Origin of the sequence: Sphingomonas molluscorum (assembly GCF_039522995.1) — a bacterium.
GTDB lineage: Bacteria > Pseudomonadota > Alphaproteobacteria > Sphingomonadales > Sphingomonadaceae > Sphingomonas > Sphingomonas molluscorum.
Genome location: NZ_BAAAEL010000010.1, coordinates 1 through 20486, shown reverse-complemented (window position 1 = coordinate 20486; position 20486 = coordinate 1). Strand labels below are relative to the sequence as shown.

Below are 20486 nucleotides of genomic sequence, written 5' to 3'. Positions count from 1 at the left end.
ATGACCGCCTCCGATCCCCGCGCCTTCCTCTATCGCGACGGCTTCGACCCCGCCGCTGCCACCCGTCTCGCCGCGCGCACGCTCGCGCAGGCCGATGATGGGGAGCTCTACCTGCAATATCGCCGGGCAGAGGCGTTCGGCTTCGACGACGGTCGGCTGAAGACCGCCAGCTACGACACCGCCTCCGGCTTCGGCCTGCGCGGCGTGTCGGGCGAAACCACCGCCTTCGCCCACGCCAACGAGATCAGCGAAGCCGCGATCCTGCGCGCGGGCGAGACCATGGCGCTGATCGACCCTGCCAAGGGTGCCAAGGCGCCGCCGCCGCGCGGCAACAACCGCCATCTCTACACCGCCGCCGACCCGCTCGACTTGGTGCCCTTCGCCGACAAGGTGAATCTCTGCCAGACGATCGACGCCGCCGCCCGCGCACGCGACCCGCGGGTCGTGCAGGCGAGCGTGAGCCTCAGCGGCTCGTGGAGCGTGGTCGAAATCGTCCGCCCGGACGGCTTCGTCGCCACCGACGTGCGTCCGCTGGTGCGCCTCAACGTCTCGCTGGTGGTCGAGCAGAACGGCCGGCGCGAGACCGGCAGCTTCGGCATCGGCGGCCGCTATCTCTACGACGACCTGTTCCTGCCCGAGACCTGGAACCGCGCGATCGACACCGCGCTCGCCCAGGCGCTGGTCAATCTCGACGCGGTCGACGCGCCGGCCGGCGAGATGACGGTGCTGCTCGGGCCGGGCTGGCCCGGCGTGCTGCTGCACGAGGCGATCGGCCACGGCCTGGAAGGCGACTTCAACCGCAAGGGCACCAGCGCGTTTTCCGGCCGCATCGGCGAGCGCGTCGCCGCACCCGGCGTGACGGTGGTCGACGACGGCTCGATTGCCAGCCGCCGCGGCTCGCTGTCGATCGACGACGAGGGCACGCCGACCCAGGAGAACATCCTGATCGAGGACGGCATCCTCAAGGGCTATATCCACGATCGCCTGAATGCCCGGCTGATGGGCGTCGCCCCGACCGGCAACGGGCGGCGCGAGAGCTTCGCCCATGCCCCCATGCCCCGCATGACCAACACGTTCATGCGCGGCGGGCGCGACGATCCGGCCGAGCTGCTGTCGCGGGTGAAGAAGGGGATCTTCGCCAAGTCGTTCGGCGGCGGCCAGGTCGACATCGTCTCGGGCAAGTTCGTCTTCTCCTGCACCGAGGCGTACCGCATCGAGGACGGCAAGCTCGGCGCGCCGATCAAGGGCGCGACGCTGATCGGCGACGGCCCGACCGTGCTCACCAAGGTGACCGGTATCGGCAATGACTTCGCGCTCGACGAGGGCGTGGGCATGTGCGGCAAGGGCGGCCAGAGCGTCCCCGCGGGCGTTGGCCAGCCGACCCTGCTGGTCGAGGGGCTGACGGTCGGCGGCACCGCCGCCTGATGGCCCCCGTCTGATGACTCTCGTCGAACTCGGCCGCTTCGCCCGGATCGAGGCGCAGATCCTGGTCGGGCGGCTGGAGAGCGAGGGCATCCCCGCCGTCGCCTTCGATGGGGAGGCGAGCATCGCCGACGGCAGCTGGCTGCTGATCCCGACGCGGGTGATGGTCGATGAAGAGGATCTCGCCGCAGCCCGCGCGATCGTCGAACGTCCGGAATGACACGCCCCACTGCCTGATTTTTGGGCAGCTGCCTAAAGCTGCGTCGCACTTGCCTCGCATCTCAGCCGGCGTGGGCCACATCCCCCCCGAGGCGTAATCCTGCTTCCCACCCCGTTTGTCTCGAGTAGGGATCGAGCTTGTCGAGAGCCCGTATCGAGAGAGCCACCGCAACCGCCTCTCGATAGGCCGTCTCGACAAGCTCGATGGCTACGCGAGGCAAACGGGGAGGATTGAGATGTCGATCCGCTCCGGACCTCTCGCGCCCCTACCCCAACCACAACTGGCACGCTGCTTGCTAGGCCTCCCCTCGGGACCATAGCGAGGGGGCGCGATATGAAACTCGTCATCGCCATCATCAAGCCGTTCAAGCTCGATGACGTGCGGGAGGCGCTGACCGAAGTCGGAGTGGCGGGCATGACCGTCACCGAGGTCAAGGGCTTCGGCCGCCAGAAGGGCCAGACCGAAATCTACCGGGGCGCCGAGTACAGCACCAACATGGTGCCCAAGATCAAGATCGAGATCGTGTGCGCGTCCGACGTCGCGCCGCGGGTCGTCGAGGCGGTGCAGGCCTCGGCCAACACCGGCGCCATCGGCGACGGCAAGATCTTCGTGCTCGACGTCGGCCAGGCCGTGCGTATCCGCACCGGCGAGACCGACGAAACCGCGCTGTGATGAAGGGGGACATCATGAAGCTTCCGACTGGCCTGGCGATCGCCGCGGGCACGACTCTGTTTGCCGCGCTGCCCGCCTGGGCGCAGGACGCGGCCCTGCAGGCACCGGCAGCCGCCGCGCCTGCCGCGACCGTCGACAAGGGCGACACCGCCTGGATGATGATGTCGACCGTGCTGGTGCTGGCGATGATCCTGCCCGGCCTCGCGCTGTTCTACGGCGGCCTCGCCCGCGCCAAGAACATGCTGTCGGTGATGACGCAGATCGGCGCCGTCGCCTGCCTGGCGATGCTGATCTGGGTGATCTACGGCTACAGCCTCGCCTTCGGCCCGGAGAGCGCGCTGCCGAGCAAGTTCATCGCCGGCTTCGGCAAGGCGTTCCTGGCCGGGGTCACGCCCGCGTCGCAGGCGGCGACCTTCACGGCCGGCGTCGAGATCCCCGAATATGTGTTCATCTGCTTCCAGATGACCTTTGCCGCGATCACCATCGCGCTGGTGCTGGGTTCGGCGGTCGAGCGGATCAAGTTCTCCGCCGTCATGCTGTTCGCGCTGGTGTGGCTCACCATCGTCTATCTGCCGATCGCGCACATGGTGTGGGCGGCAGGCGGCTGGTTCTTCGACATGGGCGCGCTGGACTTCGCCGGCGGCACCGTGGTGCACATCAACGCCGGCGTCTCGGCGCTGGTGCTGGCGATCCTGCTCGGCAAGCGCATCGGCTATCCGACCGAGCGCATGGCCCCGCACAGCCTGACGCTGACGATGGTCGGCACCGGGCTCCTGTGGGTGGGCTGGTTCGGCTTCAACGCCGGCTCGGCGCTGGAGGCAAATGGCTCGGCGGCGCTTGCGATGATCAACACCTTTGTCGCCACCGCCTCGGCCGGGCTGTTCTGGATGCTGGCGGAGCGCTTCTCGGGGCACAAGGGATCGGCGCTGGGCTTCTGCTCAGGCATCATCGCCGGCCTGGTCGCGGTGACGCCTGCCGCCGGCAACTCGGGTCCGTTCGGCGCCATCGTGCTGGGCGCGGTCGCCTCGATCGTCTGCTACTTCGCGGTGACCTTCCTCAAGCCCAAGCTCGGCTACGACGACTCGCTGGACGCCTTCGGCATCCACGGGGTGGGCGGCATGGTCGGCGCGATCGGCACCGCCATCGTCTACGCGCCGTCGCTCGGAGGCCCCGGCGCTGCCGACTATGACATGGGCGCCAAGCTCGGCGTGCAGCTGCTCGCGGTGGTCGTCACCATCGCCTGGGCCGCGATCGGCACCACCATCGCCTTCTTCATCGCCAAGGCAGTGACCGGCGGCCGCGTCAGCCCCGAAGTCGAGATCGAGGGCCTCGACCTCGGCGAGCATGGCGAGCGCGCCTACAACTACTGAGATCGGCGGCGGGCACGGGCCCCCCCCCCCCGACGTTCCTCCTGCGGACGACCTCGGGCCGGTACGGAAACGTACCGGCCTTTTTTTGCGCGCGCGGTGGGCACAGGGAGAACGCGTGCTCCTGCGCAGGCAGGAGCCCAGGGTCACGGGCGCTGCCCCTCCTGGCTCTAGGCTCCTGCCTGCGCAGGAGCACATGCCGCAGGAGCTGCGGGAGGATGCACCCCTCGTCCGCACAAAAAGAAAGGGCGGCCCCAGCGGAGCCGCCCTTCTTCAGGCCTTCGACGTGGAGGGATCAGCCCTCGTAGTCGCCGCCGACGTTCTGGTTGCGCGGCGGAGCAGCCGCGGTGAGGCGCAGCGCCTCGGCCGATGCCGACAGCGAACCGATCTCGTCCGGCGCTTCCTCGTCGTCGATCTGCACCTTCTGCATGCCGGTGATGACCGCTTCCTTGAGGTGATCCGGCCGAACCGTCTCCTCGGCGATCTCGCGCAGCGCGACCACCGGGTTCTTGTCGCGGTCGCGATCGAGCGTCAGCTCGGCGCCGCCGGAAATCTGGCGCGCACGCTGGGCTGCCATCAGCACCAGGTCGAACCGGTTGGGGATCTTGTCGACGCAATCCTCGACGGTGACGCGCGCCATGGTCGCTTCCTCAAATAATGCACGGAGCAGGAAAGGCGTGGCGCCTATCCCGAACGCGCGCAATTGTCAATTTTTTCAGGCGCTCCGCCGGGGGAGTGCCCCGGCGGACCCGTCCCTAGTTCACTTGCACCACATTGTCGTCGCTGTTGCGGTCGATGTACTTGTTGTACGGGTCGACCCCGGCGAACGCCGGTCGCTTCGCCGTCACCAGCCGCAGCTGCTGCACGCCGCTGCGGACCGGCCGCCGCTCCATCACCAGCACGTCGCTGCGGTCGAACGATCCCAGCCCCGGGCGCGCGGTGAACAGCCCCACGTCGATCTGGTCGTCCAGTGTCGCCTGCGTCTCCTTGCCGCGGCCATCGGCGTAGGCCTTGCCGCCCTCGATCGTCAGCACCGTCTCAAACCGGCCATCGGGCAGCTTGCGGGTCTTGGCCTCCTTGAGCTTGAGGTCATAGAGGGTGATGCGGTCGAACAGGTCGTCCACCAGCTGCCGCTCGCCGGCGTTGCGCGCCAACCCGCGGAAGCCGTCGACCAGCTCCATCGAATTGGCATAGGGCGCGCCCTTGAACCGGTGGCGATCGAGCAGCCCGCGCAGCATCGCGTTCACCCGCTCCTCGCCCAGCCGGTCCTGCAGCAGGTACAGCGCCACCGCGCCCTTGCGGTAATGGATGTACCCCTGGTTCTCGACCCGATCGAGCGGCAGCTCCTCGATCGCCTCGCTGCCGCGCGAGCGCAGATAATTGTCGAGCTCGTACTTCAGGAAGCGGCGGATCTTATCCTCGCCGTACAGGTGCTTCATCACCATCAGCGCCGAATATTGTGCCATGGTCTCCACCAGCACGGTGCCGCCCTGCTGGTCCGCGCTGATCAGCTGGTGCGCCCAGTATTGGTGGCCCAGCTCGTGCGCGGTGACATAGGTGACATAGTCGATCTCGTCCGGATCGCGGGTATCGGCGATGAAGCCGATCTTCTCCGAATAGGGCACGGTGCCCGCAAACGCCTGGGCGAAGCTGTCATAGCCCGGGAACTCGATGATGCGGGCATAGGTGAACTGATAAGGCCCGAACGCCTTGTCGTAATAGCCGAGCGACAGCTTCATCGCCTGGAGCATTCGGTCGACGTTGAAGCCGTGGTTCGGCTGGTAATAGACCTCCAGCTGCACCGGCCCCTGCCGGTCCCGCCGCACCGCATAGTCGGCGGACTGGACCGAGAAGAAGGCCAGGATCGGCGCCGTCGAGACGAAGTGCGCGGTGCGCCGTCCGCCCTGGGTCGTGTCCGAAACCCGCCGGCCGGGCGCGATCGGCACCTGCGGCGCATCGGTGGTGACGGTGATGTCCGAATTCACCCAATCGGCATTGGCCAGATAGTTGCGCTGGCGGGCGGACACGTCCTCCAGCTTGGCCATGCGCAGCTCCGACGGGAGGCCATAGCGGCGGCGGGTCACGCGATCGGTCAACAGCCCTGCCCGGTTCATCCCCAGCTGCGGCGCGAAGTCGAAGTTGTTGAGGAAGCTGCCGTTGGCCACCAGCCGCGTATCCTCGCCGGTGGCGCGGAAGCCCCGCTGCGATCGTTCCGTGCGGAACTGCAGCGTGCCAGTGGCGCCGGGCGCCAACGGGCGGTCGAAGTGGTAGAGTCGGTATTGGAACTCCGCGTCGTTGCTGGCGAGTTGGGCGCCTGGAACCGTTACTGAGGCAAGCTTGGTGTCCGCGTCGGGCAGCCGCACGTGCAGCGTGTCCAGCGGGAGGCCGGTGTCGTTGACGAAGCGATAGACGCCGTCGACGGTCATCCGCCGCTCGGACGGGTGCAGGTCGATCGCCAGCCGAACGTCGGTGAGCGACGGCTGCAATATCGTCTCGTAGTGCAGGTACTTCTTTTCATACTCCGCCATCCGCTGCTCGTTGGCATCGCGGGTGCGGTATGGGTTGAGGACGTTGGTGTTGTAGAAGATGAAGGCGCCGACGCTCACGAACGCCACCAGCGCGACGCCGATGATGACACCCGGGACGCCCCGCAGGCGCGCAGGCACTCGCCGCAACCGCGGCAGCAGCCGGGTCTCGGTCCCGCGCCGCCACAGCAGGTGGGCGAGCGTCGCGAGGATCACCGCCGCGGCCCCCCAATAGAGGCGCACCCACCAGGCGGCGGCACCGCCGATCTGGTCGCCGTTCATGTCGGACAGCTGCGGCGTCGGCCCGCCGCCGTAGAGGTAGAGCGGATGCTCGAACCCCAAGTTGCTGAGCGTCAGCGTGGCCACGATGTAGACGACCATGATCGCCCAGCCGACGTATTTGTTCGGGCTGAGCGCCTGCACGAACACCGAAAGGATCGCCAGCAGCACCATGTCGACCGTCTGCGGCAGCAGGTACCAGCGCCAGTATTCGCCGAGCGACACCTCGCCGCCGCCGCGGATCAGCTGCACCAGGATCGCCGCCACCGCCGCCGCCAGCAGGGTGGTGAACAGCACCCCCGTCACCGCCAGCGCCTTGGGCACCATATAGGCCCAGTTGGGCAGCGGGGTCGCGTCGATGATCTCGTGAATCTTGCGGTCGCGGTCGCGCCAGACCAACTCGCCCGCATAATAGATGGCGATGATGATCGGGATCAGCCCGAATCCGCCGGTCAGCGTCTCGATCAGCGCAAAGGTGAGCGGTCGCGCGGGCGTGCCGTAGATCTCGCCCGCGAACAGCAGCGCGCCGACCGTGTTGAACAGGCCGACGACCAGCAGCACCAGGAACGCGGGGCTGCGGAACACCTGCGCCATCTCGAAGCGGCAACGGGTGAGCAGGCGCGCCCAGGTCGCCCCGTCTGGCTGGGGCGCAGGCAGCCGATCGACCAGCCGCGGCGCGGTCTGGCCCAGCTTCGCCTCGCGCCGCGCCTGCTTGCGCAGGCGGCGCTTGGAGATGCCGCGCTCGGCAAAGCGGAACCGCCCCACGGCAAAGCCCAGCGCCGCCAGGGCGACACCGATCCAGATCAGCCGGTTGGCAAGCAGCGCACCGTCCAGCGGCGGCAGGATCGCGTTGCGCTCCGCCGCGGTGAAATAGCGGGTCGCGTTGCTGATCGCGGCGACGCCGAAGGGTTCGACATAGGCCGCGACCTGCCGCCACTCGGGCTGCTGCCCGATCATGGTGCTCATCACGGCATAGAGGACCAGGAAGACGATGACGCCGACATAGCTGCCCATCATCGATCGCGTGACCGTCGCCACCGCAAAGAAGATCGCCGCGGTAAGGAACAGGTTCGGCAGCGCCACCACGAAATAGGCCCAGGCGAAGGCGGCGGGGATCGTCGGCCCCAGCCGCTCCGGATCGATCCAGGGCATCAGCGACCCGACCCAGATCGCCAGCGGAATCGCCAGGAACGCCACCGCCGCGGCCAGGAAGGCGCCGGTGAAGCGCCCCATCAGATACTGGAACCGGGTGACGCGCGTCGTGCGCACCATCGGGCCGAAGCCCGATTCATCGTCGCGCACCACCACGTTCGCAACGAACGCAGTCGTCACGAACATGAAGAACAGCGAAAAGATCGCGTGGACCTGGACGATGGCGAAGGGGCTGTTGGCGTGGACGTTGCCGCCCGCGCCGATCTGGATGTTCTCGCTCGCGACCGACCCGAAGGTCAGCAGGAAGAAGAGCGCCGCGACGACCCAGAACACCGGGCTGCCGAACTGGTAGCGGAGTTCGAACCCCGCGATCTTGCGAAACATGGGCGCCCTCCCCTCAGGCCGCGACAGCGGCGGCGGTGTCGATGGGGCGGCGGGTGCGGGCCAGGGTCGCGAAATACACGTCCTCCAGCCCGCCGCGCACCGGCTCGAAGCCGTTGCCGGGATCGACCTCGGACAGGATGTGGACGATGGTCCGCCCGGCGAACAGGCGGGTGGAGATCAGCTCGTAGCGCTCCCGCACCTCGGTCAACTCATCGCGCCGGATCGCCTTGGCCCAGACGGTGCCGCGCGCCTGCTCGATCAGTTCCAGGGGCGCCCCCTCCAACCGGATCTTGCCAGCCGCCAGCACCGCCATGCGCGGGCAGAGATCCGCCACGTCCTCGACGATGTGGGTGGAGAGGATCACGACCACATTCTCGCCGATCTCGGCAAGCAGGTTGAGGAAGCGGTTGCGCTCTTCCGGGTCGAGACCGGCGGTCGGCTCGTCGACGATGATGAGGCGGGGGTTGCCGATCAGCGCCTGGGCGATGCCGAAGCGCTGGCGCATGCCGCCCGAAAAGCCGGCGATCGCCTTCTTGCGGACGTTCCACAGGTTGACCTGGTTGAGCAGCGTCTCGACCGTCGCCTTCCGGTCCGCGGCCGAGGCGATGCCCTTCAGCACCGCCATGTGATCGAGCATGTCGTAGGCGGAGACGCGCGGATAGACGCCGAAGTCCTGCGGCAGATAGCCCAGCGTCTCGCGCAGCCGCTCCGGCTCCGCGATCACGTCGATGTCGCCAAAGGTGATGCTGCCGCTGGTCGGCGTCTGGAGCGTCGCGACGGTCCGCATCAGCGTCGACTTGCCCGCCCCATTCGGCCCCAGCAGCCCGAACATGCCCGTCGGTACCGACAAGGTCACGTCATCCAGCGCGCGCGTCCCGTTGCCATAGACGTGGCTGACGTTGCGTAGCTCCAGCATTCTCAATTCCCCTCACCCCGAGGAGAGGATGCTAGCGCGGTGTCCTACTTCACTAAAGCAGTTTTTTGGGCAGCCGTGTCAGGCAAAGACGGACTTCGGGATATGCGTGATCCGACACGCCAGATCCGCCTCCCCGGACGCGACCACATAGACCTCGCCATGCTCCGCGATGCCGGTGGTGAACACCACGTTGCGCACGTACATCTGGTCCTCCAGCGGCTGCGTCAGCGCCGGGTTCGCCTCCAGCAGCGGCGGGTGCTGGGTGGCGACGGTGCGGCTCGGATCGTCGGCGTCCAGGATCGTCCAATAGGTGCGATAGATGCCGACAATCTCGTGCGGCTCGACCCCATGCCACAGGCTCAGCCAGCCGCGCTCCGTCCGGATCGGCGGGGTGCCGCCGCCCATGCGCGCGGTGGCGACGGTGGCGGCGTGCGGGCGGATGCCGGGCTTGCGGCACGGCTTCCAGTGCAAGAGGTCGGGCGAGGTGGCGAGGTTGATCGACGGCCCGGCGCGCCACTCGCTGTCCGGCGGATAGGCGAAATACAGGTCGCCCAGCGGCCGGGTCTGCGCCCAGTAGCGTCCGTCGACCTGGCCCTCGAAGATCAGCATGTCCTTGTTCTGGTGGTCGAGCACCATGTCCTCGAACCGCCAGTCGAGCCCATTGTCCGAACTGTAGAGCGTGGTCGAATGCCGCTCGGGACTGACCGAGCAGGTCGTCATCCAGTAGCGATCATCGAGGCGGCTGATCCGCGCATCCTCGACGCCATAGCATTGCCAGCTGCCCTGCGGCGCCACCGCGCGATCATAGTGCACCGCGACCACCTCCAACCCGTCGGGCGAGAGCTCGACCGGCAGCAGCCAGGACAGCGAGGTCAGCGCCATCACCCGCCATTTGTTGCCCTGGAGCAGGAACTTGCGCGGATCGGCCGTGTCGGCGTGCTCGAGCGGCCAGCCGTCGAGCACGTAGCGGCCGGCGCTCCCCTCCTCGCCTTCCCAACGGATCGCATGGACGCGACCGTCGCGGATCGGCTTGCGCAGCGCCTCGGCCACTCGCACCATCATCAGCAGGTTGCCGCCCGGCAGCCGGGTCAGACCCGGATTGAACGCCCCCAGCACATAGGTTTCGGCGTCGAGGTGCCCCGCGAGCGGCGACCGCGAAAGGTCCACGTCGTCGGGGGTGAAGACCAGCTGGTCGACGTCGAAGTTCATTCGGCCGCCTGCGCGCGCGGCGTGATCACCACCTGCTGCACCACGGTGCGGCGCGGCTGCGTGAGCATATAGTGGACGCCCACCGCGATGTCCTCGGCGCGCAGCATGGTCTCCTCGCGGATCTGCTCGCGCTGCTTTTCGACCGGGACGTCGGGCAGCTGCATGTCGGACCCGGTCTTGCCCGGCTCCACCAGCCCGACCCGGATCCCCTTCGGTCCCAGCTCCCGCCGCAGCGCCTCGGAGAAGCCAGCGATGCCCGCCTTGATCCCGGCGTAGATGGTCGAGCCCGGGCCGAGCACATGCGCGCTCATCGATCCCACCAGCACCAGGTCACCCTCGCCTTCCAGGAGTTCGGCCGCGGCGTGCGAGCCCAGCAGATAGGCGGTGAAGTTGAGCGCGATCGCGTGCCGCAGCTCCGCCTCGCCCGTCTCCGATATGCCGGACGCGGCGACGGCGGCGTTCAGCACCACGGCGTCCAGCCCGCCCAGCCGCTCGCGCGCGATCTCCAGGAAGCCGCGGGCATGGTCCGGCTCCGCCAGGTCGAGCACCGCACCATCGCCCTCGCCCACCTCGCGGATGCGGGCGAGCGCATCGGCCAGATGGTCCGAATCATGCCCGCACACGAACACCTGCGCGCCTTCCGAGGCGAGCAGCACCGCGATCGCACGGCCGATGCCGGTGGTGCCGCCGGTGATCGCCACCCGCCTGCCGGCAAGCGATAGAACCTCGGTGTGGGCGTCTCGAATGTCGGTCATGCGGGCTCCTTGGCGCGTTGCCCGCAAACAAAGGATCGCGCCGCGCGAAGTTCCCGCGGCCGCGTCAGCCGATCCGGCGCACCGTCTCCGGATCGCGCTGGCCCGAGAAGAAGGCGTCCAGCACCGCCGCGAACACCGGCTCCTCCGGCGCGACCGCTGCGAACAGCGTCATCGACGACCGCAGCTTCACGGCATCGATCCCGCCCAGCATCGCCTCGGCCGATCGCCCGCGATGCGCGAGCAGCGCCGCCGCCGCTTCGCGCAGCCGGGCTCCCAGCAGCGGATGCGCGAGATAGGCTCGCGCCTCGGTCACATCCGAAATCGCATAGAAGCGCGCGGTCTCGCTGCGGCCGAGCCCGGCGATCTGCGGGAACACGAACCACATCCAGTGGCTGGTCTTGCGCCCCGCCTTCAGCTCGGCGAGCGCCTGCGTCCACACGCCCGCCTGCGCCTCCACGAAGCGGTCGAGTGCCGCCACCGCCTCAGCCCCTCGAGGCGGTCACGAGATAATCGAGCCGGGTGTCGTCCGAGATGGTGAACCCGCGCGACGCCGAGAAGGAAAGCCCGCGCACCTCGCCCACCGTCAGCCCTTCGGCCCGGAGCAGCGCGGTGAGCTCGTCCGGGGTCAGGAACTTGTCCCAATCGTGCGTCCCGCGCGGGATCGCGCCGACGCCCTCGGCCAAAGTGATCATCGCCAGCCGCGACAAGGGGGTCCGGTTGGGCGTCGACACCACCATCAACCCGCCCGGCGCCAGCGCCGCCGCGAGCCAGGCCACGAAGCCGGCAGGATCGGCGACATGCTCGATCACCTCCAGCGAGGTGACCAGGTCGAACTGCCGCCCCGCCACCGCCTCGACCCCGCCGGCGACGTACTCGATCGCCAAGCCCTGGCTCTCCGCATGCGCGCGTGCCGCACCGACATTCTCCGGCGCCGCGTCGACCCCCGTCACCGCCGCTCCGAGCCGGGCGAGCGGCTCGGCGAGCAGCCCGGCGCCGCAGCCGACGTCCAGCGCGGTTTTGCCCGCCAGCGGCGTAAATCCCTGCCCGTCGCCATCCCAATGCGCGTCGATCGCCTGGCGCAGGAAGCCCAATCGCGCCGGGTTCAGCCGGTGGAGCATCGCGGAGGATCCGTGCGGATTCCACCAGTCCGCAGCCAGCTTGCCGAAATGTGCGGCTTCCGCCGCCACCACGCTGCCGTTCGCTGCCCGCGCTTCGGGCGCCGCGTCGCTTGCCATAACCATGACGCCTCCCTATCAGCGCAACCCGACGTTCCCAAGGGGGTGAGGCGCTCGGTACATGGCACGCATCGTGATGAAGTTCGGCGGCACCTCCATGGCCGGGATCGAGCGCATCCGCAGCGTCGCCCAGCGCGTCAAACGCGAGTGGGAAGCCGGCAACCAGGTCGCCGTCGTCGTCTCCGCGATGGCCGGCGAGACCGACCGGCTCGTCAATTTCTGCCGCGAAGCCTCGTCGCTCTACGACCCGCGCGAATATGACGTGGTGGTCGCCTCGGGCGAGCAGGTGACGAGCGGGCTGCTCGCCATCGCGCTCCAGGCGATCGGCGTGCCCGCGCGCAGCTGGCTCGGCTGGCAGCTGCCGATCCACACCTCGGACGCCCATGCTTCCGCCCGCATCGGCGAGATCGACACCCAGGCGCTGCTCGCCGCCACGGCCGGTGGCGAGGTCGCGGTGATCCCGGGCTTCCAGGGGCTGGCCGACAATGGCCGGGTGACGACGCTCGGCCGTGGCGGATCGGATACCTCGGCGGTCGCAGTCGCGGCGGCGATGAAGGCGGACCGCTGCGACATCTACACCGACGTCGACGGCGTCTATACGACCGACCCGCGCATCGTGCCGCGCGCGCGCAAGCTCAAGCGCGTGACGTACGAAGAAATGCTGGAGCTCGCCAGCGTCGGCGCCAAGGTGCTGCAGACGCGCTCGGTCGGGCTCGCGATGAAGGAAGGGGTCCGCGTCCAGGTGCTCTCGTCGTTTGCCGATGCGGATGCGGCGGCGGAACCGGGCACGATGATCGTGGGCGAAGAGGAAGTGGACGAGATGGAACGCCAACTCATTACCGGCATCGCGCACGACAAGAACGAGGCCAAGATCACGCTGACCGAGGTTCCCGATCGCCCGGGTGCGGTGGCGGCCATCTTCGGCCCGCTCGCCGACACCGGCATCAACGTCGACATGATCGTGCAGAACGTGGCGCATTCGACTGGCTCGACCGACGTCACCTTCACGATCAACCAGGCCGAGCTTCCCCGGGTGCTCGACGTGCTGGATCGCGAAAAGGGCAAGATCGGCTACGACCGGCTGGTTCACGACACCCGCGTCGCCAAGATCTCGGTGGTCGGCGTCGGCATGCGCAGCCATGCGGGCGTGGCGTCCACCATGTTCAAGACGCTGGGCGACCGCGGCATCAACGTACAGGCAATCACCACGTCGGAGATCAAGGTCAGCGTGCTGATCGAGGAAGACTATACCGAGCTGGCGGTGCGCGTGCTCCACACCGCCTATGGCCTCGACGCGGAGGACACCGCCGCCTGATCGGGCGGCGGGCTCAATCCCCCAGCAGGTGCAGCGCAATCCGCCGCCGATGCGGCGCACGGCGGTGCTCGAACAGATAAATGCCCTGCCAGGTGCCGAGCACCGGGCGCCCGTTCGCGACCGGGATCGACAGCTGCACGCCGGTCAGCGCCGTGCGCAAGTGCGCGGGCATGTCGTCCGGCCCCTCGTCGTCGTGCACATAGGCGGTGCGATCCTCCGGCGCGATCCGCGCGAAATAAGCGAGCAGGTCGTCCCGCACCTCCGGCGCCGCATTCTCCTGCACCAGCAGCGACGCCGAGGTGTGCCGGCAGAACAGCGTCAGCAGCCCGGTCGTCATGCCCTGCTCGGCCACCCAGCCGCACACGTCGCGCGTCACCTCCACCAGCCCCTGCCCCCGCGTGGGCACCTCCAACTCGCCGATCGCCTGCCGCACTACGTTTCTCCTATTCCTCCCCCGGAGGGGGAGGGGGACCGGCGAAGCCGGTGGAGGGGTAATCTCCGCGAGCGGTGACGACAATGTGGCCGAGCGCGGCCTCCAAATCGCACAAGATCGTCTGCGCAGGGATACGCAAGACCCGAACGCCGCGTGTACGGAGCCAGTCGTCACGCGCCGCATCTTGCTCCGGCCGATCCCCACGCGCATGCCCCTCGCCATCGACTTCGACGACAAGGTTGAAGGCCGGACAGAAGAAATCGAGGACATAGATGCTGGCTGGATGCTGACGGCGAAACTGCAGGCCAGCCGGGCGGCAGCGAAGCGCCTGCCACAGGAGCACCTCGGGCAGGCTCATGCGTCGACGCAGTTGCCTGGCGAAATCCTGCGTTTTCTTCGGGCCGTGCAGCATGCGGAAACTACCCCTCCACCAGCCTGCGGCTGGTCCCCCTCCCCCGCCGGGGGAGGAATAGAGCATCCATGTCGCGGGTTTCCAATTGCAGATAACCAACTCAGCCTGCTGGTTTCGTCGCGGTTTCGTGTTCCACCTGCTTCGAAAGCGCTTTAGGGGCGCGCAATGACCACCACTTCTTCCGTCGGCGCCGAGCGCCTTGCCCGCCGCATGGCCCGCGGCGCCGCCTTCCTCGGCACCGAGACCGCGATCCTGTGCGGCGCCATGTCCTGGGTGTCCGAGCGCAACCTCGTTGCCGCCATCTCCAACGCCGGCGGCTTTGGCGTGATCGCGTGCGGCGCGATGACACCCGAGCTGCTCGACGCCGAGATCGCCGCCACCAAGGGTCTGACGAACAAGCCCTTCGGCGTGAACCTCATCACCATGCACCCGCAGCTGATGGATCTGATCGCGGTGTGCGCAAAGCACCAGGTCGGCCATGTCGTGCTCGCGGGCGGGCTTCCGCCGGCTGGCAGCCTCGACGCGATCAAGGCGTCGGGCGCCAAGGTCATCTGCTTCGCCCCCGCACTCGCGCTCGCCAAGAAGCTGATCCGCTCCGGCGTCGACGCGCTGGTGATCGAGGGCATGGAGGCCGGCGGCCACATCGGCCCGGTCTCCACCAGCGTGCTCGCGCAGGAAATGCTGCCCGAGATCGCCGAGGCGCTGCCCGTGTTCGTCGCCGGCGGCATCGGCCGCGGCGAGGCGATCGCCGGCTATCTCGACATGGGCGCCGCCGGCGTCCAGCTCGGCACGCGCTTCGCCTGCGCGACCGAGTCGATCGCGCACCCCAATTTCAAGAAGGCGTTCTTCCGCGCTTCCGCGCGCGACGCGGTTGCCAGCGTCCAGATCGACCCGCGCCTGCCGGTGATCCCAGTGCGCGCGCTCAAGAACGCCGGCGCGGAGCTGTTCACCGCCAAGCAGCGCGAAGTCGCCCGGTCGCTCGACGAAGGCGCGCTGGCGATGGCCGAGGCGCAGCTGCAGATCGAGCATTACTGGGCCGGCGCGCTGCGCCGTGCGGTGATCGACGGCGACGTCGAGCATGGCAGCGTGATGGCCGGTCAGTCGGTCGGCATGGTCAAGACCGAGGAGCCGGTCGCCGAGATCATCGCCACGCTGATGGAAGAAGCCGCCGCGGCGCTGGAGAAGCGGGCGGCGTAAGGGGCGCTTCCTCCCCCCTCCGAACCATACCCCGGCGGAGGCCGGGGTCCAGTTGGGAAGGCTTGGCGGATGAAGCGCCTGCATCGGCCGCTATCCCACCTGGGCCCCGGCCTCCGCCGGGGTACAAGTTAGTACGCCCGCGCGACCGCGAACTCGACCGCCTCGACCATCGCGTCCTTGGCCGCGCCGTCCGCGAACGGCGCCAGCGACTCGATCGCCCGCTGCCCGTAATGCCGCGCCCGTGCCATGGTGTCCTCGACCGCCCGGCTGCTGCGCACCAGCTCGACCGCATGGGCGAAGTCGGCGTCGGTCGCGCGCCGGCCCGAAACCGCGTCGCGCCAGAAGCCGCGCGCCGCCTCGTCCCCGCGCGCATAGGCGAGGATCACCGGCAGCGTCATCTTGCCCTCACGGAAGTCGTCGCCCGCGTCCTTGCCCATGGTGGAGGCGTCCGAGACATAGTCGATCGCATCGTCCACCAGCTGGAACGCGATCCCCAGGTTGCGGCCATAGGCGTCGAGCGCCAGCTCCTCCGCCTGCGGCCGGTCCGCGACCACGCCCGCGATGCGGCAGGCGGCGGCAAACAGCGCGGCGGTCTTGGCGCCGATGATGTCGAGGTAGCGGTCCTCGTGCAGGTCGACCCGGCGCACGGCGGTCAGCTGGTTGACCTCGCCTTCCGCGATCACCGCCGAGGCGTTCGACAGGATCTTGAGCGCGGCCAGGCTGTCCGCCTCCACCATCAGCTCGAACGAGCGGCTGAACAGGAAGTCGCCGACCAGGACGCTCGCCGGATTGCCCCAGATGATGTTGGCGGTGCGCTTGCCGCGGCGCAGGTCCGATCCGTCGACCACATCGTCGTGGAGCAGCGTCGCGGTGTGGATGAACTCCACCGCCGCTGCGAGCAGGTGGTGGCGCGTGCCGTGGTACCCCAGCAGCTGCGCGCTCGCGAGCGTCAGCATCGGGCGCATCCGCTTGCCACCGCCCGAGATCAGGTGGCCGGCCAGCTCCGGGATCAGCGGAATCTTGGAATGCATGCGATCGACGATCACCGCGTTGACGGCCGCCATGTCCTCGGCGACGAGCGTCATCATCGGATCGAGCGACGGGTCCTTCACGCGACCGGTCGGGGTGAGGCGGTGTACGGTGGCACTCATGCCACGCCGATGTGGCTGCAACGCGGGGCGAACGCAAGGCCGGCGGGCTTGCGTAACCCGGAAAGCGACGCGAAAAGCGCCCGCACGCGCCCGAGGGAAGGACTGGGATGACCGACGACACGCTGGCCCGCTATCGCCAGAGCATCGACAACATCGACGCCGCCCTGGTGTTCATGCTGGCGGAGCGCTTCAAGGTCACCCAGGCGGTCGGCCGCTACAAGGCGGAAAAGGACCTTCCCCCCGCCGATCCCGGCCGCGAGGAACGCCAGATCGCCCGGCTGCGCGCGCTTGCCCGCGATGCCGACCTCGATCCCGAATTCTCCGAGAAGTTCCTGCGCTTCATCATCGAGGAAGTGATCCGCCACCACACGCGGTTCCAGGCGAGCTGAACCATGGCGGACGACCGGATCGTCTTCGCCCCCGACGACGTCGACCTTTCCCGCTCGCCCCTTCGCCGCGGCATCGCCGAGCCGACCTTCGTGCTCGGCGCCTTCAACCCCGGCCTCACCCGCCTCGCCAACGGCAATCTGCTGCTGATGGTGCGCGTGGCCGAGGCGCTGGCCGAGCCGATCCGCGACGGCCACGTCCGCTCGATCCGCTGGACGCCCGCCGGCTACCGGCTCGACGCCTTCGACGCCGCGGGTGCCGACGTGGCCGACCCGCGCTTCTTCGTGCTGTCGGGCGGTGCCTATCCCTTCCTGGGGCTGACCTCGCTGTCGTGGCTGCTGCCCGTCGAGCTCGACCCGGAAGGAGAGCGCATCGTCGCAGTCCACTATGACCGCGCGATCGAGCCCGACGCCCGCCACGGCGAGTACGGCATCGAGGATCCGCGCATCGTCCGTATCGGCGATCGCTGGTGGATGACAGTCTGCGCGGTATCGGGCGGGCGGCTGTGCACCGCCATGTATGATTCCGCCGACGGGCTCGACTGGCGCTCGCGCGGGATGGTGCTCGACCACGGCAACAAGGACATGATCCCGTTCGAGGGGACGGTCGGCGATCGCCACCTCGCCCTCACCCGCCCCCTGTCGGACGCCTGGTTTGCGATGCCGCCCGACGACGCCGAAGCCGGCGGCCCATCGATCAATCTCGCGACCTCGCCCGACATGCTGCACTGGCGCCCGGTCGCCGACTTCGCGATCCGGCCGCTGAAGGCCGCGGCCGCTTCCAAGCTCGGGGGCGGCACCCCGCCGGTGCGCACGAAACGCGGCTGGATGCTGCTCTACCACGGCGTCGAGAAGCAGGGCGCAGTCGGCGTCTACCGCACCTATCGCGCGCTGCTCGACGGCGACGACCCCACCCGCATCCTCGAGCGCGAGGAGTCGGTGCCGGTGCTGGAAGCCGCGCCCGACCTCATCGCCCCCTTCGCGCACCAGGCCTATCTGCCCCAGCCGGTGGTGTTCACGACCGGCATCGTCGACGCTGGCGACAGCTGGCTCGTCGCCTCGGGCGAAGCCGACCTCGCCTGCCGCATGACGCGCATATCCAAGGCGCGGCTGGACTAGGCCCAACGGTTGCAGGCACCGGAAGCCGTGCTCCTGCGCAGGCAGGAGCCCAGGGCCGCAGGCGTCGCGCTCGATAACCCTGGGCTCCTGCCTGCGCAGGAGCACGGTGAAGCGCTCTAATCGGCCTTGCGATACGCCCCGCGCAAATTCTCCATCGGCACCAGCGCGCGGTCCTTCGCGATCGTCAGCTGCATCCGCGCAAAGATCGACTCCATGCCGTCCTCGGCCAGCATGCCCGGGTCGGCCACCAGCGTCAGCGTGTCGCCCGATCGCGTCCAGCTGCCCTCCACTGCTAGGTCGAGCGCGCCATAGGCCAGGAACCACCGGTAGCGGCCGTCGCCGCGCAGCAGCAGCTCCGATCCGACCTCCGTCATGCCCGAAAGATAATAATGCCCGGGCAGCCCCTGCGGCGCGGCCACGACCGCGGCCGGGACCATCAGCAATCCAGGGAACACCCAGCGTGTCATGCGCCTACTCCGCCGCCAGCAACGTCTCGGCGCCGCGCAGGTCCACCGACACCAGCCGGCTCACCCCCTGCTCGACCATCGTCACCCCGAACAGCCGGTGCATCCGGCTCATCGTCGCGGCGTTGTGCGTGACGATCAGATAACGCGTCTCGGTCTCTTGCGTCATCCGCTCGAGCAGATCGCAGAAGCGATCGATGTTCGCATCGTCGAGCGGCGCATCGACCTCGTCCAGCACGCAGATCGGCGCCGGGCTCGTCAGGAACAGCCCGAAGATCAGCGCCACCGCGGTCAGCGCCTGCTCGCCGCCCGACAAGAGCGTCAGTGACTGGAGCCGCTTGCCCGGCGGCTGCGCCAGAATCTCCAATCCCGCCTCCAGCGGATCGTCCGAGTCGACCAGCGCCAGATGCGCCTGCCCGCCGTTGAACAGCGTGCCGAACAGCCGCTGGAAATGCTCGTTGACCGCATGAAAGGCCGCGAGCAGCCGCTGCCGCCCCTCGCGATTGAGGATGCCGATCGATCCGCGCAGGCGATTCACCGCCAGCTCCAGCTCAGCGCGCTCGCGGTCGCCGCTCGCTCGCGCCGCATCCAGCTCCGCCAGTTCGCGATCCGCCACCAGATTGACCGGGCCGATGCGCTCACGCTCCGCGGTGAGCCGGTCGTGCGCCGCCGCCTCGGCCTCGGGCGTCGCCACCTCGGCGCTCTCGAACTCCAGCCGCTCCGGCAGCAAGGGCGGCGGACATTCGAAGCGTTCGCCCGACAGCCGTGCCGTCTCCACCCGCCGCTGATCGTGGTTCTCCGCACGCGCCGCCGCACCCGCGCGCGCCTCGCGCGCCGCAGCCAGCGCCTCGCCGATCGCCCGCAACGCCGCTTCCGCAGCCCGCAGCGCCTGTTCGGCGGCCTGTTCTTCGCGCTGGGCGGCATCCACCGCCTCGCGCGCGCCCAGCAAGGTCGCCGTCACACTGTCGATCTCCAGCGACAGCGCGTCCGGCCGCCCGGCGATCGCGTCGCGCTCGCGCGCGCTGTCGGCGGCGCGCTTGTCGAGATCGGCGATGCGCCGCACCGCCTCGCCCGCGCGCTGTTTCCAGCCCTTGGCCTCCGCCGCCGCCGCCGTAATCCGCGCCCGCGCTGCCGTCGCGGCCCGCTCGCGTTCGGCCGCCGCCGCCCGCGCGTCCGCCACGCCGCCGCGTCGCGCCTCCGCCTCGGCCGACAGCCGGGCGACCTCCGCCTGAGTCCCGCTTCCGTCCGGCAGCGCCGCCACGGCCGCTTCCGCGCGCGTCGCTTCGCCCGCCGCCTCTTCCAGATCGAGCGCCGCCCGGCGCTGGCGCGCGGCGAGGTCGGCGCGCTGCGACTCGGCGCGCTCGATCGCCGCCACCGCCCGGTCTTCCGCGCGCGCCGCCTCACGCGCGGCGGCTTCGTGCGATTCCACGCTGCGCCGCGCCTCGGTCGCCTGCGCCTTCGCCGCGCGTATCGCTGCTTCCGCGTCGGTGAGCGCCGCCGCCGCCTGCTCGACCGCCGCTGCAGCCTGCGGACGCACCGCCGCAATCGCGCGCAGCCGGTTCGCACGCTCCAGCCGCTCCGCCGCCGCCGCGCCACCCCCGGCCACCGCACGGAACCCGTCCCAGCGCCGGAGCGCCCCGTCGAGCGTCACCAGCCGCTGGCCGACCGCCAGTGCGATGCCGGTGTCGATCTCGCACACGAACACCTGGGCGAGCCTCCGCCCCAGCACCTCCGGCGCCACCACCTGCCCCGACAGCCGCGAAACACCCGGCGGGGGCGGCGGGTCGGCGGCGGTCCCCTCGGCCCCGCCCCAATAGCGCTCGTCCGCCGCATCAAGCCCAGCCTCGACATCGTCGCCCAGTGCCGCCGCCAG

At 69.3% G+C, this 20486-nt stretch carries 20 protein-coding genes; 8 read left to right on the top strand and 12 right to left on the bottom strand.

Annotated features, from left to right (window positions below):
* The 4 genes from tldD (at position 1) to ABDZ92_RS10560 (ending at position 3684) form a co-directional block, all read left to right on the top strand.
* Positions 1-1425: a metalloprotease TldD gene (gene tldD, locus ABDZ92_RS10575; RefSeq protein ID WP_125960244.1), complete on the top strand. Its 1425-nt coding sequence runs from the start codon at positions 1-3 to the stop codon at positions 1423-1425.
* A 13-nt stretch (positions 1426-1438) separates the two neighbouring features.
* Positions 1439-1642 (top strand): putative signal transducing protein, encoded by a 204-nt coding sequence (locus ABDZ92_RS10570; protein WP_125960243.1) that lies wholly within the window; start codon positions 1439-1441, stop codon positions 1640-1642.
* Positions 1643-1975: 333 nt separating this feature from the next.
* On the top strand, positions 1976-2314 hold the full coding sequence (locus ABDZ92_RS10565) for a P-II family nitrogen regulator (protein ID WP_125960242.1): 339 nt from the start codon (positions 1976-1978) through the stop codon (positions 2312-2314).
* Positions 2315-2328: 14 nt separating this feature from the next.
* Positions 2329-3684 (top strand): ammonium transporter, encoded by a 1356-nt coding sequence (locus ABDZ92_RS10560; RefSeq protein WP_125960241.1) that lies wholly within the window; start codon positions 2329-2331, stop codon positions 3682-3684.
* A gap of 292 nt (positions 3685-3976) precedes the next feature.
* Here the strand turns inward: ABDZ92_RS10560 and rpoZ are convergent, their stop codons facing one another.
* From rpoZ to ubiG, 7 genes are all read right to left on the bottom strand, one after another.
* Entirely contained in the window at positions 3977-4321 is a 345-nt protein-coding gene (gene rpoZ, locus ABDZ92_RS10555) for a DNA-directed RNA polymerase subunit omega (RefSeq protein WP_125960240.1), read from the bottom strand.
* Positions 4322-4436: 115 nt separating this feature from the next.
* Entirely contained in the window at positions 4437-8021 is a 3585-nt protein-coding gene (locus tag ABDZ92_RS10550) for an ABC transporter permease/M1 family aminopeptidase (protein ID WP_125960239.1), read from the bottom strand.
* 13 nt (positions 8022-8034) lie between these two features.
* Complete coding sequence (locus tag ABDZ92_RS10545; RefSeq protein WP_125960238.1) at positions 8035-8937, bottom strand: ABC transporter ATP-binding protein; 903 nt, start codon at positions 8935-8937, stop codon at positions 8035-8037.
* Between the two features lie 78 nt (positions 8938-9015).
* Complete coding sequence (locus ABDZ92_RS10540) at positions 9016-10146, bottom strand: glycoside hydrolase family 130 protein (protein ID WP_125960237.1); 1131 nt, start codon at positions 10144-10146, stop codon at positions 9016-9018.
* Positions 10143-10901, bottom strand: a complete 759-nt coding sequence (locus tag ABDZ92_RS10535; RefSeq protein ID WP_125960236.1) for an SDR family oxidoreductase — start codon at positions 10899-10901, stop codon at positions 10143-10145. Before ABDZ92_RS10535 ends, ABDZ92_RS10540 begins: the two co-directional genes overlap by 4 nt.
* 64 nt (positions 10902-10965) lie before the next feature.
* A complete protein-coding gene (locus ABDZ92_RS10530; protein WP_125960235.1) occupies positions 10966-11379 on the bottom strand; it encodes a DUF1810 domain-containing protein in 414 nt (137 codons plus the stop codon).
* Positions 11380-11383: 4 nt separating this feature from the next.
* The gene (gene ubiG / locus ABDZ92_RS10525) at positions 11384-12136 is read right to left on the bottom strand and encodes a bifunctional 2-polyprenyl-6-hydroxyphenol methylase/3-demethylubiquinol 3-O-methyltransferase UbiG (protein ID WP_125960259.1); all 753 of its coding nucleotides are present in this window, start codon (positions 12134-12136) and stop codon (positions 11384-11386) included.
* Between the two features lie 61 nt (positions 12137-12197).
* On the opposite strand from ubiG, the gene ABDZ92_RS10520 reads away from it, so the two are divergent.
* Entirely contained in the window at positions 12198-13451 is a 1254-nt protein-coding gene (locus tag ABDZ92_RS10520; RefSeq protein ID WP_125960234.1) for an aspartate kinase, read from the top strand.
* 13 nt (positions 13452-13464) lie between these two features.
* Here the strand turns inward: ABDZ92_RS10520 and ABDZ92_RS10515 are convergent, their stop codons facing one another.
* The gene (locus tag ABDZ92_RS10515; protein WP_125960233.1) at positions 13465-13884 is read right to left on the bottom strand and encodes a secondary thiamine-phosphate synthase enzyme YjbQ; all 420 of its coding nucleotides are present in this window, start codon (positions 13882-13884) and stop codon (positions 13465-13467) included.
* A gap of 10 nt (positions 13885-13894) precedes the next feature.
* On the bottom strand, positions 13895-14296 hold the full coding sequence (locus tag ABDZ92_RS10510) for an endonuclease domain-containing protein (RefSeq protein ID WP_125960232.1): 402 nt from the start codon (positions 14294-14296) through the stop codon (positions 13895-13897).
* Positions 14297-14461: 165 nt separating this feature from the next.
* Here ABDZ92_RS10510 and ABDZ92_RS10505 point away from each other — a divergent pair, with 165 nt between their 5' ends.
* Entirely contained in the window at positions 14462-15493 is a 1032-nt protein-coding gene (locus tag ABDZ92_RS10505) for an NAD(P)H-dependent flavin oxidoreductase (RefSeq protein ID WP_206432168.1), read from the top strand.
* Between the two features lie 128 nt (positions 15494-15621).
* On the opposite strand, the gene ABDZ92_RS10500 is transcribed toward ABDZ92_RS10505, so the two are convergent.
* Complete coding sequence (locus ABDZ92_RS10500) at positions 15622-16644, bottom strand: polyprenyl synthetase family protein (RefSeq protein WP_125960231.1); 1023 nt, start codon at positions 16642-16644, stop codon at positions 15622-15624.
* 107 nt (positions 16645-16751) lie between these two features.
* On the opposite strand from ABDZ92_RS10500, the gene ABDZ92_RS10495 reads away from it, so the two are divergent.
* Complete coding sequence (locus ABDZ92_RS10495) at positions 16752-17033, top strand: chorismate mutase (RefSeq protein WP_125960230.1); 282 nt, start codon at positions 16752-16754, stop codon at positions 17031-17033.
* Between the two features lie 3 nt (positions 17034-17036).
* On the top strand, positions 17037-18149 hold the full coding sequence (locus ABDZ92_RS10490; RefSeq protein WP_125960229.1) for a glycoside hydrolase family 130 protein: 1113 nt from the start codon (positions 17037-17039) through the stop codon (positions 18147-18149).
* 116 nt (positions 18150-18265) lie between these two features.
* Here ABDZ92_RS10490 and ABDZ92_RS10485 read toward each other — a convergent pair whose 3' ends face one another.
* Together ABDZ92_RS10485 and ABDZ92_RS10480 are read right to left on the bottom strand one after the other, a co-directional pair.
* Positions 18266-18616, bottom strand: coding sequence for a hypothetical protein (locus tag ABDZ92_RS10485; RefSeq protein WP_125960228.1), 351 nt, complete (start codon positions 18614-18616; stop codon positions 18266-18268).
* A gap of 4 nt (positions 18617-18620) precedes the next feature.
* Positions 18621-20486, bottom strand: a 1866-nt coding sequence (locus tag ABDZ92_RS10480; protein ID WP_486387561.1) for a coiled-coil domain-containing protein, incomplete at its 5' end; no start/stop codon positions are given.